This window comes from Streptomyces sp. NPDC002055, assembly GCF_040296705.1.
Taxonomy (GTDB): domain Bacteria; phylum Actinomycetota; class Actinomycetes; order Streptomycetales; family Streptomycetaceae; genus Streptomyces.
The window spans coordinates 58,773-72,806 of the sequence record NZ_JBEOXS010000001.1; the positions used below are offsets into that span (position 1 = coordinate 58,773).

Sequence of the window (14,034 nt, forward strand, 5' to 3'; positions counted from 1 at the left end):
TGCCCCTGAACGCGAGCGCTCGCCGGACCCGGACCAGCGAGCGGAAGAGATCCTGATCACGGTGGCGGACGGCGGAACGGCTCACACCACCGCGCGCTCCGGCATGGGCTGCTCGACGCCGTCGACCTCCAGGCTGCACCGGGGGATGAGTGCCCCGAGGCGCGGCTGGTGCACGAGTACCCGGAACGGCACGGGAGGGTCGCCGGGCAGTTCGCCGGTCAGCACGCTGGTCCCCGTGCCCTGCACGCGCTGACGGAAGACCTCCTTGCCGTCGACCAGCAGCTCGATCCGGCTCGTCCGGCCGGGACGGACGTTCACGGTGATCGAGTGACCGTGATGATCGAGGTGGAAGTGGTGGCTACGGCCCATGACGCACCTCCGCAATGACGCCGGTCCCTCCAGCCTAGGTCCGGTACGCCGTCCCTGCCTGCGGGGACGTGCCTGCGGGGACCTGCCCCCGGGTACGTACTCGCAGGCTCCACCGGGAGTCCGGGAAGGTCCCCCGGTCCGGGGCCCGGGGCGGCGGGTCACGAAGATCCATCTGGCGCGCGAGCAGGGACGGAAGCCGTGGTCGTCGGCCCGGTGCACCGGCCGCGGGCTCAGCGCTGGGCGGCGGTGTACCCGAGCAGAGCAACCGCGAACCCCACGATGACCAGCAGCGACCACAGCCAGTTCGGCACGCCGAGCGTGGACGGGTCCGGCGGACTGCAGTCCGGACGGCCGCACTGCGGACAGGTGTGAGGCGGCTTGGTCATCGCAGAACCTCCCGTAACACCAGGACGGCGACCCCGGCGAGGATGGCCGGGATGGGCGCTACGACCATACAGCCGGAGCTCGTCCCGTTCCCCTGGTCGCCGCCGGGGCCGGGCTTCTTGTGCCCCTTGACCTCGGCCCTGTCGCTGTACTCCTTGTAGTCGCTCATGGGTCTTCACTCCTTCATGACGAGGGCATGGCCACGCCGCGGCGGGTGTCGCATGCGGGGTAGAGGTGGGGGCCGCCGGCGGAGGGGGAATGCCGCCGGCGGCCCTGTCTCAGGTGCGGCGGCGTTCGTAGACGGGGCCGCACCTGACGGCCGGGTCGAGGGGCCGGAGTCGGTAGATGCTCATGCAGTCCGGACAGGCGTAGAGGATGCCGCCGGGGCCGGAGCCGGTCTCGATCAGGGCGATGAGGGTGGGCTGGTCCGTAAGGCCCTGGTGCCAGTGGCACCACCGTTCGGCGGTCACGCTTGCTGCCGGTGCTGGTGGTGGACCAGGAGCCAGTGGCAATCGCGGGCGAGTGCGTCCACCTGGATGTGGGCGGCGAGTGGCCCCTTGCCGAGTCCCTGCTTCACCTGGTGGTGGATGCTGTCGAGTCGGGCACGGGCGGTGTACCACGTGGTGCTGCCGCGCCAGAGCCGGTCGGCCGCGGCTTCGGCGTCGGGGAGTAGCAGCTCGATGTGCCCGCGCAGGCGGGCTTCGAGCTCGGTCAACTCGTCCATGACGAGGCGGCCGGTTCCGGTTCGTAAGGCTTGGTCGATGGTGGCTTGGATGGTGGCTCCGTCGATGGGGACGGGGGCGTCTGGCGCGGCCGTGCCCTCGGGCGGTTCGTTCATTGCGGCAGTACTCACGATGCGCGCTTTCGTGTCGTCTCGGCGCCCGCTCCACCCCTTGTGCTCTTCAGGGGCGAACCGAGCCGTCAACAGCCGCTCGCGGGGAGTGACCGATACCCAGACAACTCCCTTGCCTGGCGCCCTGGTTAGGGCGTTGAGCCGCTCACCTGACGGCATGCCCTAGGGCGATTTGGCCGTTCCTTTACCTGGCGGGTGGAGAGTGCGCGGGCTACCGTGCCCGCATGGACGCGATCCGCAATACCGTCCTTGAGGCGTGGATGACCGAGCACGGATACAGCTCCAACAGCCTGGCCGACGCGGTGAACAGGGCTGTTGAAGAGCTGACGGGACACCTAGGCGGGCTCGACGGGTCATCGGTCCGGGCGTGGAAAGCGGGCCGGGTTTCCTGGCCGAAGTCGGCAACACGTACCGCACTTGAGGCCGTCACCGGATTACCCGCCGTCGCTTTGGGGTTCGTGCCGCGGGGCCGACCTGCACCCGCCCCAGCGTCGCCGCAGCTAGAGGAGCCCGACATGAAGCGCCGTACCCTCGTCGGCGGCATCGCAGCGGCGGCCGGCGCAGCAGCCGCACCAGGAACCGCGTCACCGCGCCGAATCGGCATGAGCGACGTCAACCGACTGAACAAGCGCTTCGCCGAGATCGTCGCCAGCGACCACCGGCATGGCGGACAACTGGGCATCGAACGGCAGGCCGCCGCGCTCGCCGATGAGACACTCAACCTCCAGAACGCGGGTGGTGCCAGCCAGCGCGTGCGCAGCAACCTCTATGCCTCCGCCGCGGCGTTCCGCTCTTCCGCCATGTGGGCCGCGATCGACGGCCGACGCTACGACGTGGCCAAGGCGCACATGCGGGAAGCCCAGGCACTGGCCGAGATGTCGGGCGAGCCTACGATCAAGTTCCGCATCTGGAGTCACGCGGGAACCCTGTACCGGCACGTGGGCCGACCGGCCGACTCCCTCGCCGCGAACGATGTCGCCCTCAGCTTGCACCTCACCCGCCGCGACCCCCTGTTCGCTTGCCTGGGACATGCGCGCCAGGCCGCCACCTACGGCTTCACCGGCGACACCGTCGCCGTCCAACGCGCCCTCGGTTGCGCTCAGGACGCACTCGAACGCGCTGATCCTGCTCTCGTCCGTCCGGCGTGGATGACTGCGGCCAGCAATGGAGCGGAACTCGAAACACTGGCTCTCTCCGCATATCTGCGCCTCGGCGAATTCGAGCAGGCCGAGACACACGCACACCGTAGTCTGGCTCTGCTCCTCCCTCAGATGCAGCGGGACCGTGCCATCAATACCGCCCGGCTTGCCATCGCTCAGCTCGGGCAAGGCGATCTCGAACCAGCAATCGCCACGGCGGTGAGGATTCCCTCCGACATCGCTGCCCAACACGCTCGCGTGGCGCACTTGCTCCAGGAGTTCGGGACCGCGCTGAACGCCATCGCGCCGGGCAGCGCCGCCGTCCGGACTTGGACTGAACACACAGTCACGGGGCTACGAGGACATCGGCCAGAGCCAGCCGTCACGAGCAGGATCAAACGACCTGCCGGATAGCGCTGACCTGCAAGGACAGCACCATCCGGCACGCACGAGCACCCTCGATCAGGGATTCCGTCCCGCTCCCCGGGCCCGGCTCACCCCGAAGCCGTCACCCGTTCGGCCGAGTCCGCCGGCCGGGTCCCGGTGCGCCGTCGGGCGGCGGGGACCACCAGGGGTGTCCCGGTCTCGGGGTCGTCGATCACCTGGCAGGGCAGGCGGAAGACCTCTTCCACCAGCTCCGCCGTCACGATCTCCCGCGGCTCGCCCTCCGCGACCACGTGGCCGTCCCGCATCGCGATCAGATGCGTCGCGTACCGGGCCGCCTGGTTCAGGTCGTGCAGCACGGCGACCAGGGTGCGGCCCTGCTCCTCGTGGAGCCGGGCGCACAGGTCGAGCACCTCGATCTGGTGGGCGATGTCGAGATAGGTCGTCGGCTCGTCCAGGAGCAGCAGCGGCGTCTGCTGGGCGAGCGCCATGGCGATCCACACCCGCTGCCGCTGCCCGCCGGAGAGCTCGTCGACCAGCCGGTCGGCCAGGTCCGCGACCCCGGTCGACGCCATGGACTCGGTGACGATCCGCTCGTCCTCCTTCGACCACTGGCGCAGCAGCCCCTGGTGGGGGTAGCGCCCCCGGGACACCAGGTCGGCGACGGTGATTCCGTCCGGGGCGATGGACGACTGCGGCAGCAGGCCCAGGGTCTGCGCCACCTTGCGCGCCGGGGTCCGGGAGATGTCCTGCCCGTCCAGCAGCACGGTGCCCGAGGCCGGCTTCAGCATCCGCGACAGGGCCCGCAGCAGGGTGGACTTGCCGCAGGCGTTCGGCCCGACGACGACGGTGAAGGAGTCGTCCGGTATCGCGACCGTCAGGTCCTCGGCGATCGTCCGCCGCTCGTAGGCGAGGGTCAGCCCGCTGCCGCTCAGCCGCGTTCCGGCGCCGTCCATGGTTCGCTCTCCGTTCTCGCCCGTGCTCGTGTCGCTCGTCCGTGGCTCGCTCATATCCGGCCCGCCCTGCGCTCGGTGGCGAGCAGCCACACCAGGTATCCGCCGCCCAGCACACCGGTCACCACACCCACCGGCAGCTGGTGCCCGGCGAAGATCCGCTGGGCGATCCAGTCCGCGCCGACCAGCAGCGCGGCCCCCATGCACAGCGAGGGCACCAGGTTCGGGCCCGGGGCCCGGGTCAGCCGGCGGGCCAGCTGGGGTGCGGTGAGGGCGACGAAGGCGACCGGTCCGGCGGCGGAGGCCGCGACGGCCGCCAGCACCACCGCGGCACCCAGCAGGGACAGCCGGACCGCCTCCACCGGGACCCCCAGGGCCGCCGCGGCGTCGTCGCCCATCTCCAGCATCCGCAGGGCCCGTCCGCAGCCGAGGACGACCAGCGGCACCAGAACCGCCATGGTCACCAGGAGCGGGGTGGCGTTGTCCCAGTCGCGGCCGTCGAGGCTCCCGGTGAGCCACAGCACGGCCCGCGCCGCGTCCTCGATCTTGGCCCGGGTCAGCAGATAGCCGTTGACGCCGGTGAGGATGGACGCGACGCCGATGCCGACCAGGATGAGCCGGTAGCCGTGGAGGCCCCGCTGCCAGGCGAGGGCGTAGATGGCGGCGCCGGTGACCACGCCTCCGGCCACCGCCCCGCCGGCGAGTGCCAGGCTGCCGCCGCCGAAGAGGACGACCGCGGCGAGCGCGCCGGTGGCCGCGCCCTGGGTGAACCCGAGCACGTCGGGGCTGCCCAGCGGATTGCGGACCAGGGACTGGAAGACCGCTCCCGCCAGCGCCAGCGCGCCGCCCACCAGGAGGGCGGTGACCACCCGGGGCAGCCGCACCTCGTTGACGATGAAGTCGTCCGCGGGGGCGCCGTTCCCGGCGAGGGTCTGCAGCACCTGGCCCGGGCCCATCGGGTAGTCGCCGCTGCCGATCGCCAGGACGCCGAGGGCAAGGGCCAGCAGGGCGCACACCGTGCCCATGAGCAGCGCCCGGGGGCGGTAGCGCAGCGAGACGCCGTCCGAGATTCGCAGGACGCTCATGCCCGTGCCACCTTCCGCCGCCGGACGAAGTAGAGGAAGAGCGGGCCGCCCAGCACCGTGGTGACCATGCCCACCTGGAGCTCGCTCGGCCGCGCGGCGACCCGCCCCAGCACGTCCGCGCCGAGCAGCAGCACCGGCGCGAGCACCGCGCAGTAGGGGAGCAGCCAGCGCAGGTCGGGGCCGGTCAGGGCGCGCACCATGTGCGGCACCATCAGCCCGACGAAGACGATCGGCCCGCAGGCCGCGGTGGCCGCTCCGCACAGCACGGTGACGGCGACGATGGCGCCCACCCGGATCCGGGCGGGGCGTGAGCCGAGTGCCCGCGCCGAATCGTCGCCCAGCGCCAGGGCGTTGAGCGGCCGGGCCAGGGCCAGCGACAGCAGCAGGCCCGCCAGGACGAACGGCGCCACCTTCACCACGGTCCCCGCCTGGGCGTCGGCGAGCGAGCCCACCGTCCAGAAGCGCATGCGCTCCAGGGACGCCGAGTCGAGCAGCATCACCGCGCTCACATACGAGTAGAGGGTGGCGTTGAGCGCCGCGCCGGCCAGCGCCAGCCGGGCCGGGGTGGCCCCGCGGCCCCCGCCGACCGTGTACAGCAGGACGGAGACGACGGCGGCGCCGAGGAACGCGAACCAGATGTAGCCGTCGAAGGTGCCCACGCCCAGCAGGGCGATCGCCGAGGCGACGGCCGCGGAGGAGCCGGCGTTGATGCCCATCAGACCGGGGTCGGCGAGCGGGTTGCGGGTCAGCGCCTGCATCACCCCGCCGGCCAGGCCGAGCGCGGCCCCGGCCAGCAGGCCCATCGCGGTGCGCGGAAGCCGCATGTCGTGCACGACGGCGTAATCGGGAGAGTGTGGATCGAAGAGGGCATTCCAGACCTCTCCGAGCGACAGTGGTTTGGACCCGACCGCGATGCTCAGGGCCAGGACGGCGAGCAGGATCAACAGGGAACCGAGGAGGCCGGCGGCGCGCACCGACCGGCGTCCGCCGGGCGGGCGGGTGCGCGGCGGCGGCTCGGCCGTCGAATCCCCGGCAGCCGGCGGTGACTTGGTGAAGGACACGTACGGGCTCCGGTACGGGCCGTTCCGGTTGGGGGGCCGGTCGACCTATCGATATGAACTTAGGCTAGGTTAACCTAACCGGCGTTCGGCCTTCCGGGCCCCTACCGCACGAGAGAAAGACTCTGCCATGTCGCACCCCCGTGGAACCACCTCTCTGTCCCGCCGTGGGCTGCTCGCAGCGGGCGGCGCCGTCGGGCTCGGCGCGCTGGTCGCCGCCTGCGGCGAGGGCGGTTCGGCCTCGTCCCAGGGCGGGGACAAGGGCGGAGCCTGGTCGTTCACCGACGACCGTAACAAGAAGGTCACCGCCAAGAGCACCCCCAAGCGCATCGTCGCCTTCACCGGAACCGCCGCCGCACTGCACGACTTCGGGCTCGACGAGGAACTCGTCGGCGTCTTCGGCGAGACCAAGCTGAAGAACGGCAAGCCCGACCCGCAGGCGGGCGACCTCGATGTCGACCAGGTGAAGATCCTCGGAAACGTCTGGGGCGAGTTCAACATCGAGAAGTACGCGGCGCTGCGCCCCGAGCTGCTCGTCACGCACATGTACGACCCGGGGGCCCTCTGGTACGTCCCGGCGGAGAGCCAGAAGAAGATCCTCAAGCTGGCCCCCAGCGTCGCCATCACCACCGCCCGGGTCCCGCTGCCGGAGCCGATCCGCCGCTACGCGAAGCTCGCCGAGTCCCTGGGCGCCGACCTCAAGGCCAAGAAGGTCACCGACGCCAAGGCCCGGTTCGAGGCGGCGGCCGAGCGGCTGCGCAAGGCGGCCAAGGCGGCCGGCGGCCTCAAGGTCATGGCCGCCTCCGGCAGCGCCGACCTCTTCTACGTGTCGAACCCGAAGCTCAACACCGACCTCATGTACTTCCGTGAGCTCGGCATCGACTTCGTCGTCCCGGACAAGCTCGACAAGGGCGGCTACTTCGAGAGCCTGAGCTGGGAGAACGCCGACAAGTACGACGCGGACCTGATCCTGCTCGACAACCGCACCAGCGCGCTGCAGCCCAAGGCCCTGGAGTCCAAGCCCTCCTGGTCCAAGCTGCCCGCGGTCAAGGCCGACCAGGTCGCCTCCTGGAACGCCGTCCCCCGCTTCTCCTGGGCCGGCTCCGCGCCGCTCCTGGAGGACCTGGCCAAGGCCGTCGAGGGCGCCAAGAAGGTCCGCTGACCCCCACCACCGGGAGGAGTTCCCGCATGACCACTGCCACCGCCACCGCCGCCCCGTTCCGCTTCTTCGACGCGTATGTGCTGCGGAGCGAACGCCTCGGACCGTCCATGGTCCGGGTCACCTTCGGCGGTGACCAGTTGCGGGACTTCGCCGGAGGCGGCCGGGACCAGAGCTTCTCGCTCTTCCTGCCGCACCCCGGGCAGCTCGTCCCGGTGGTCCCCACCGGGGCGGGCGATGGCTGGTTCGCCGAGTGGCGGGCCATGGACCCCGCGGTCCGGGCCGTCATGCGCTCCTACACCGTGCGGGAGCACCGCCGTGAATCCGGCGAGGTGGACGTCGACTTCGCACTGCACGGCGACCTCGGGCCGGCCTCCCGCTGGGCGGGCCGCGCCCGGCCCGGCGACCCGGTGGTGCTGCTCGGTCCGGCCGTCGAGGACAACAAGAGCGTCGGGTTCCGGCCGCCCGCCGGGACCGACTGGGTGCTGCTGACGGCCGACGAGACCGCACTGCCGGCCGTCGCCGGCATCCTGGCCTGGCTGCCCCCGGGCGTCCGGGCCGCGGTGTGGATCGAGGTCCCGCACGCCGAGGACATCCAGCGGCTGTCCACCCTGGCCGACGCCGAGATCACCTGGCTGGTCCGCCGCGGTCCGTCCGGGTCCGACCGCCCGCTGCTCGACGCGGTGCGGGAGGCCGCACTGCCGGACGGTGTCCCGTACGCCTGGATCGCGGGCGAGTCCGGGACCGTCCGGGCGCTCCGCCGCCACCTCGTGGGGGAGCGCGGCTTCGACCGCCGTCAGGTCACCTTCAGTGGCTACTGGCGCCGGGGCACCTCCGAGGAGGCCCTGCTGGCGGAGGCGCTGTCCGGGGCGGCCACCGAACGCTGAGGCCGGGCCCGGGTGAACCCCGGGCCCGGTGCACGACCCTCGGGCCGGCCGGCCGGCGGCACGGCCTCCGGTTTCCGCCGCGGCGGAGGCGGAGGGGCCGGTTCCCTCCGGGAGTTGGGCGGAGGGGCCGGAGAAGAGGAAGAGGGGGACCGGACTCGCAAGGGTCCGGTCCATCGGTGTGCGTCCTGGCCGGAGCACCCGGTTCCGGGGTGGGGCGCCTGTGTCCGACGGCCGGTGTGCGAGGCCGTCCGGCCCCGCCGTCCACAGCGTGGACGCCCTCCGATTCGAAGTTGAACTTAGGTTAGGCTAACCTAAGTCATCGCAGGTCGGGCGATCTTTCCGGCCGCGCCCGCAACTGGGAGGACAGACAGTGAGTTTCCACGAGCACCCCGGCGACGCACCCGCGACGGGAGGCGTGTCCGGGACGGCGGACAGCAGGTCCCACCTGCTGAACCACCGCACCGCGGAGCAGTACCGGACCGCGGTGGCCGACGGAGTCGACCGCGTCGCCGCCAAACTCACCGGGGTGCGCGGACCGTTCACGGGGATCTCGCCCGAGCAGCTCGCTCCGACCGTCGACACGATCGACCTCGACCGGCCCCTGGGCGACGCGTCCGCCGCCCTCGACGAGCTGGAGAGCGTCTACCTGCGGGACGCGGTGTACTTCCACCACCCCCGCTACCTGGCCCACCTCAACTGCCCGGTGGTCATCCCGGCCGTCGTCGGCGAAGCCGTCCTCTCGGCCGTCAACTCCTCGCTCGACACCTGGGACCAGAGCGCCGGCGGAACGCTGATGGAGCGCCGCCTGATCGACTGGACCGCCGAGCGCATCGGCCTCGGCCGGGCCGCGGACGGCATCTTCACCAGCGGCGGCAGCCAGTCCAACCTCCAGGCGATGCTGCTCGCCCGCGACGAGGCCTGCCGGATCGTCCAGAAGAACTCCGAAAAGGAACTCCGCAAGCCGGAGATCCTCCCCAAGCTGCGCATCCTGGCCTCCGAGGTCGGCCACTTCAGCATCACCAAGTCCGCGACCCTCCTCGGCCTCGGCGCGGACGCGGTCGTCACCGTGCCCTGCGACCGGAACAAGCGGATGAGCGCCGTCGCCCTGGCCCGCGAGCTGGAGCGCTGCCGCCGCGACGGCCTCGTGGTCATGGCCGTCGTCGCCACCGCCGGAACCACCGACTTCGGCAGCATCGACCCGCTCCCCGAGATCGCCGACCTGTGCGAGCGGGAGGGCACCTGGATGCACGTCGACGCGGCGTACGGCTGCGGGCTGCTGGTCTCCAGGCGGCGCCACCTCCTCGACGGCATAGAGCGCGCCGACTCCGTGACCGTCGACTACCACAAGTCGTTCTTCCAGCCGGTCAGCTCCAGCGCCGTCCTCGTGCGCGACGAGCGGACGCTGGGCCATGTCACCTACTACGCCGACTACCTCAACCCGGAGCGGATGGCCAAGAAGCGCATCCCCAACCAGGTCGACAAGTCGATCCAGACCACCCGCCGTTTCGACGCGCTCAAGCTCTGGATGACGCTCCGCATCATGGGCGCCGACGCCCTCGGCGAGCTCTTCGACGAGGTGGTGGACCGGGCCGCCGACGGCTGGAAGCTGCTCGACGACGACCCCCGCTTCGAGGTCGTCACCGAACCGCAGCTCAGCACCCTGGTCTTCCGCTACGTGCCGCCGTCCGGCGCGACCCCCGAGCTCACCGACCGGGTCAACCTGCACGCCCGCGAGGCGCTGTTCGCCTCCGGTGACGCGATCGTCGCCGGAACGGTCGTCGACGGCAGCCACTACCTGAAGTTCACCCTGCTCAACCCGGAGACCTCGCTCGACGACATCGCCCACGTCCTGGACCTCATCGCCGAGCACGCCGGCCGGTACCTGGCGGAACACGCCACCCCGGAACTGAGCCACCGCCGCGCCGGCTGAAGCCCCTTCCCCACCGAATTCCCCCCAGCACGGGAGACGCTGTGTCCACCCCGCACGACTTCATCGCCATCGGCCTCGGCCCCTTCAACCTCGGCCTGGCCTGCCTCACCGAGCCCATCGACGAGCTCGACGGAGTGTTCCTGGAGAGCAAGCCGGACTTCGACTGGCACTCCGGCATGCTGCTGGAGACCAGCACCCTCCAGACCCCGTTCATGTCCGACCTGGTCACCCTGGCCGACCCCACCTCGCCGTACTCCTTCCTGAACTACCTCAAGGAGTCCGGCCACCTCTACTCGTTCTACATCCGGGAGAACTTCTATCCCCTGCGGAGCGAGTACAACGACTACTGCCGGTGGGCCGCCGCCCGGCTCAGCAGCGTCCGGTTCAGCCACGCGGTCACCAGCGTCGAGTACGACGCGGCCGACGAGGTCTACGTCGTCCACGCCGACGACCTCGCCGCCGGTGAGCGCCGCACCTTCCGCGCCAAGCGGCTCGTGCTGGGCACCGGGACCCCGCCCTACGTCCCCGAGTCCTGCCGCGGCCTCGGCGGCGACCTGATCCACAACTCCCGCTACCTGGACAGCAAGGACACCCTGCAGTCCAAGGACAGCATCACCGTCGTGGGCAGCGGCCAGAGCGCCGCCGAGATCTACTACGACCTGCTCCAGGACATCGACGCCCACGGCTACGAGCTGACCTGGGTCACCCGGTCCCCGCGCTTCTTCCCGCTGGAGTACACCAAGCTCACGCTGGAGATGACGTCGCCGGAGTACGTCGACTACTACCACGCGCTGCCCGAGACCACCCGCGACCGGCTGGTGACCTCGCAGAAGAACCTCTACAAGGGCATCAACTCCGAGCTGATCGACGAGATCTTCGACCTGCTCTACATCAAGAACCGCCGCGGCCCCTGCCCCACCCGGCTGCTCACCAACACCGCCCTGACCGGCACGACGTACGACGAGGCCGCCGGCGCCTACACCCTGGGCCTGCGCCAGGAGGAGCAGGGCACGGACTTCGCCCTCACCACCCAGGGCCTGGTCCTCGCCACCGGCTACCGCTACGAGGTTCCTCAGTTCCTGGCCCCGGTCACCGACCGCATCGCCTGGGACGCCCAGGGCCGCTACGACGTGGCCCGCAACCACAGCATCGACCACGGCGGGAACGGCATCTTCCTGCAGAACGCCGCCGCCCACACGCACAGCATCACCGCGCCCGACCTGGGCATGGGCGCCTACCGCAACTCCGCGATCATCCGCGAGATGCTCGGCCGCGAGGTCTACCCGGTCGAGAAGCGGATCGCCTTCCAGGAGTTCGGCGTGCCCGCCGGCGCGAAGGAGGCCGAGACCGTATGAGCACCCCCGCCACCGTCTTCACCCGCACCGACGCAGGGCTGGGCGAGTTCGCGCTGCGCCCGGTCGACCCGGCCGCCGACGCCGCCCTGCTGCACCGCTGGGTGACCCACCCCAAGTCCGCGTACTGGCTCATGCAGGAGCTCGGACAGGCCGAGGTCGAGCACGAGTACCGGGAGATCGACGCCCACCCGCACCACGAGGCCTTCATCGGGCTGCACAACGGCACCCCGGCGTTCCTGGTCGAGCGCTACGACCCGGCCCACGTCGAGCTGGTCGGCCTCTACCCGGCGCAGGACGGCGACGTCGGCATGCACTTCCTGTGCGCGCCCACCGACACCCCCGTGCACGGCTTCACCCGGGCGGTCATCACCACCGTCATGGAGCTGCTGTTCGCCGACCCGGCCACCCGCCGCGTCGTGGTCGAGCCCGATGTGCGCAACACCGCGGTCCACGCGCTCAACGCGGTCGTCGGCTTCGAGCCGGTCGAGACCGTCGCGAAGCCGGAGAAGGACGCGCTGCTGAGCATATGCACGCGCCGGCAGTACCTCGCCGCCACCCGCACCCCGGCCTCCGCCGCGCAGTCCAGGAGCAGCAGCATGACCACCACCCCGGCCGAACCCGGCGACGCCGTCGCCCACCTCACCCCGCGGCACTGGGACCGGGCCAACCGGCTCCTCGTCCGGAAGGGCCTCGCCGAGTTCTCGCACGAGCGCCTCTTCACCCCCGAGCGCCGGCCCGACGGCCGCTACACCGTCAGCAGCGACGACGGGACCACCACCTACGAATTCGCGGCCCGGCTGCTCTCCCTCGACCACTGGCAGATCGACGCCGACAGCATCATCCGGCGCCGCGGCGACCAGGAACTCCCGCTCGACGCCCTGGAGTTCTTCATCGAGCTGCGGGGCGCGCTCGGCCTGAGCGACCGGATCCTCCCCGTCTACCTGGAGGAGATCAGCTCCACCCTCTCCGGCACCGCGTTCAAACTGGCCGGTCACAAGGCCGGCGCCGCCGAACTGGCCCGCGCCGACTTCCAGAGCATCGAGACCGGCATGACCGAGGGCCACCCGTGCTTCGTGGCCAACAACGGCCGCCTCGGCTTCGACATCGCCGAATACCGCGCGTACGCCCCCGAGGCCGCCACCCCCGTCCGGCTGATCTGGCTGGCCGCCCGGCGCGACCGCTCCACCTTCACCGCCTCCGCCGACCTCGACCACGACGGGCTGCTGCGCGACGAGCTCGGCGAGGCCACCCTCGGCCGGTTCGCCGCCACCCTCGCCGACCTCGGGCTCGACCGCGCCGACTACCACCTCATCCCGGTCCACCCCTGGCAGTGGTGGAACAAGCTGTCGGTGACCTTCGCCGCCGAACTCGCCCGCCGCAATCTGGTGTGCCTCGGCCACGGCGACGACGACTACCTGGCCCAGCAGTCGATCCGCACCTTCTTCAACACCACCGACCCGACGAAGCACTACGTGAAGACGGCCCTCTCCGTCCTCAACATGGGCTTCATGCGCGGCCTGTCCGCCTCCTACATGGAGGCCACGCCGGCCATCAACGACTGGCTGGCCGACCTCATCGCCCAGGACGAGGTGCTCACCTCGGTGCGCTTCTCGATCATCCGCGAGCGGGCCGCCATCGGCTACCACCACGAGCAGTACGAGGCCGCCGCCCCCAAGGGCTCCCCGTACCTCAAGATGCTCGCCGCCCTCTGGCGGGAGAGCCCCGTGGCCGGGCTGGAGCCGGGCAACCGGCTGGCCACCATGGCCTCCCTGCTGCACACCGACTACGACGGCGCGTCGTTCGCCGGCGCCCTCATCGAGCGGTCCGGCCTCGAGCCCCGCGACTGGCTGCGCCGCTACCTCGACGCGTACCTCACCCCGGTGCTGCACTGCTTCTACGCCTACGACCTGGTGTTCATGCCGCACGGCGAGAACGTCATCCTGGTCCTGGACGAGCAGGGCGTCCCGCAGCGCGCCGTCTTCAAGGACATCGCCGAGGAGATCGCGGTCATGGACCCGGACGCGGCCCTGCCGCCCGCGGTCCAGCGCATCCGCGCCGAGGTGCCCGAGGACCTGAAGCTGCTGTCCATCTTCACGGACGTCTTCGACTGCTTCCTGCGCTTCCTCAACGGCATCCTCAGCTCGGAGGGGACCCTCGACGAGGACGCGTTCTGGTCGACCGTCGCCGAGTGCATCGCCGACTACCGGAAGACGGTCCCGCACCTGGCGGACCGGTTCCAGCAGTACGATCTGTTCGCCGAGCGGTTCTCGCTCTCCTGCCTGAACCGCCTCCAGCTGCGCAACAACGAGCAGATGGTCGACCTCCAGGACCCCGCCGGAGCGCTCCAGCTCGCCGGCACCCTGGAGAACCCGATCGCCCGCTTCGCCCCGCGCGCCTGACCACCAGGGCCGGCCGGTGTCCCCCGCGGGCACCGGCCGGCCCGGGTTCTCCCGCCCGGCCCGGACGGGCCCCTCGGCG

The 14,034-nt window shown here is 71.2% G+C and carries 14 protein-coding genes and 1 pseudogene; 7 read left to right on the top strand and 8 right to left on the bottom strand.

All coding sequences use genetic code 11. From position 1 onward, the window contains the following. Positions 1–81 precede the first annotated feature (81 nt). From ABT112_RS00250 to ABT112_RS00270, 5 genes are all read right to left on the bottom strand, one after another. Entirely contained in the window at positions 82–369 is a 288-nt protein-coding gene (locus tag ABT112_RS00250) for a hypothetical protein (RefSeq protein ID WP_351503812.1), read from the bottom strand. Between the two features lie 230 nt (positions 370–599). Further along, complete coding sequence (locus tag ABT112_RS00255; protein WP_351503814.1) at positions 600–755, bottom strand: hypothetical protein; 156 nt, start codon at positions 753–755, stop codon at positions 600–602. Next, positions 752–922 carry a hypothetical protein gene (locus ABT112_RS00260; protein WP_351503816.1) on the bottom strand — a complete coding sequence of 57 codons (171 nt, stop codon included), beginning with the start codon at positions 920–922 and terminating at the stop codon, positions 752–754. The genes ABT112_RS00255 and ABT112_RS00260 overlap by 4 nt, the downstream gene beginning before the upstream one ends. Positions 923–1,031: 109 nt before the next feature. Then, positions 1,032–1,223 (bottom strand): hypothetical protein, encoded by a 192-nt coding sequence (locus ABT112_RS00265; protein ID WP_351503817.1) that lies wholly within the window; start codon positions 1,221–1,223, stop codon positions 1,032–1,034. Further along, positions 1,220–1,606, bottom strand: coding sequence for a DUF6415 family natural product biosynthesis protein (locus ABT112_RS00270; RefSeq protein ID WP_351503819.1), 387 nt, complete (start codon positions 1,604–1,606; stop codon positions 1,220–1,222). Before ABT112_RS00270 ends, ABT112_RS00265 begins: the two co-directional genes overlap by 4 nt. 224 nt (positions 1,607–1,830) lie before the next feature. Here ABT112_RS00270 and ABT112_RS00275 point away from each other — a divergent pair, with 224 nt between their 5' ends. Continuing rightward, on the top strand, positions 1,831–3,159 hold the full coding sequence (locus ABT112_RS00275) for an NsdA family TPR-like regulatory protein (RefSeq protein WP_351503821.1): 1,329 nt from the start codon (positions 1,831–1,833) through the stop codon (positions 3,157–3,159). An 80-nt stretch (positions 3,160–3,239) separates the two neighbouring features. Here the strand turns inward: ABT112_RS00275 and ABT112_RS00280 are convergent, their stop codons facing one another. Genes ABT112_RS00280 through ABT112_RS00290 form a run of 3 tightly spaced genes read right to left on the bottom strand, consistent with a single transcriptional unit; the run spans position 3,240 to position 6,228 of the window. Next, on the bottom strand, positions 3,240–4,085 hold the full coding sequence (locus ABT112_RS00280; protein ID WP_351504156.1) for an ABC transporter ATP-binding protein: 846 nt from the start codon (positions 4,083–4,085) through the stop codon (positions 3,240–3,242). A 50-nt stretch (positions 4,086–4,135) separates the two neighbouring features. Next, entirely contained in the window at positions 4,136–5,167 is a 1,032-nt protein-coding gene (locus ABT112_RS00285) for a FecCD family ABC transporter permease (RefSeq protein ID WP_351503823.1), read from the bottom strand. Then, a complete protein-coding gene (locus tag ABT112_RS00290) occupies positions 5,164–6,228 on the bottom strand; it encodes a FecCD family ABC transporter permease (protein WP_502975196.1) in 1,065 nt (354 codons plus the stop codon). The genes ABT112_RS00285 and ABT112_RS00290 overlap by 4 nt, the downstream gene beginning before the upstream one ends. Positions 6,229–6,355: 127 nt before the next feature. Here ABT112_RS00290 and ABT112_RS00295 point away from each other — a divergent pair, with 127 nt between their 5' ends. From ABT112_RS00295 to ABT112_RS00320, 6 genes and pseudogenes are all read left to right on the top strand, one after another. Further along, positions 6,356–7,387 (top strand): ABC transporter substrate-binding protein, encoded by a 1,032-nt coding sequence (locus ABT112_RS00295; protein ID WP_351503824.1) that lies wholly within the window; start codon positions 6,356–6,358, stop codon positions 7,385–7,387. Between the two features lie 26 nt (positions 7,388–7,413). Then, a complete protein-coding gene (locus ABT112_RS00300) occupies positions 7,414–8,271 on the top strand; it encodes a siderophore-interacting protein (RefSeq protein WP_351503825.1) in 858 nt (285 codons plus the stop codon). A 370-nt stretch (positions 8,272–8,641) separates the two neighbouring features. After that, the gene (locus tag ABT112_RS00305; protein ID WP_351503827.1) at positions 8,642–10,201 is read left to right on the top strand and encodes a pyridoxal phosphate-dependent decarboxylase family protein; all 1,560 of its coding nucleotides are present in this window, start codon (positions 8,642–8,644) and stop codon (positions 10,199–10,201) included. Positions 10,202–10,242: 41 nt separating this feature from the next. Further along, the gene (locus ABT112_RS00310; protein ID WP_351503829.1) at positions 10,243–11,556 is read left to right on the top strand and encodes a lysine N(6)-hydroxylase/L-ornithine N(5)-oxygenase family protein; all 1,314 of its coding nucleotides are present in this window, start codon (positions 10,243–10,245) and stop codon (positions 11,554–11,556) included. Further along, a pseudogene (locus tag ABT112_RS00315) lies at positions 11,553–12,038 on the top strand (GNAT family N-acetyltransferase); the annotation flags it as partial. The gene ABT112_RS00310 and the pseudogene ABT112_RS00315, both read left to right, overlap by 4 nt. Positions 12,039–12,152: 114 nt before the next feature. Continuing rightward, positions 12,153–13,955 (top strand): IucA/IucC family protein, encoded by a 1,803-nt coding sequence (locus ABT112_RS00320; protein WP_351504160.1) that lies wholly within the window; start codon positions 12,153–12,155, stop codon positions 13,953–13,955. Positions 13,956–14,034 lie beyond the last annotated feature (79 nt).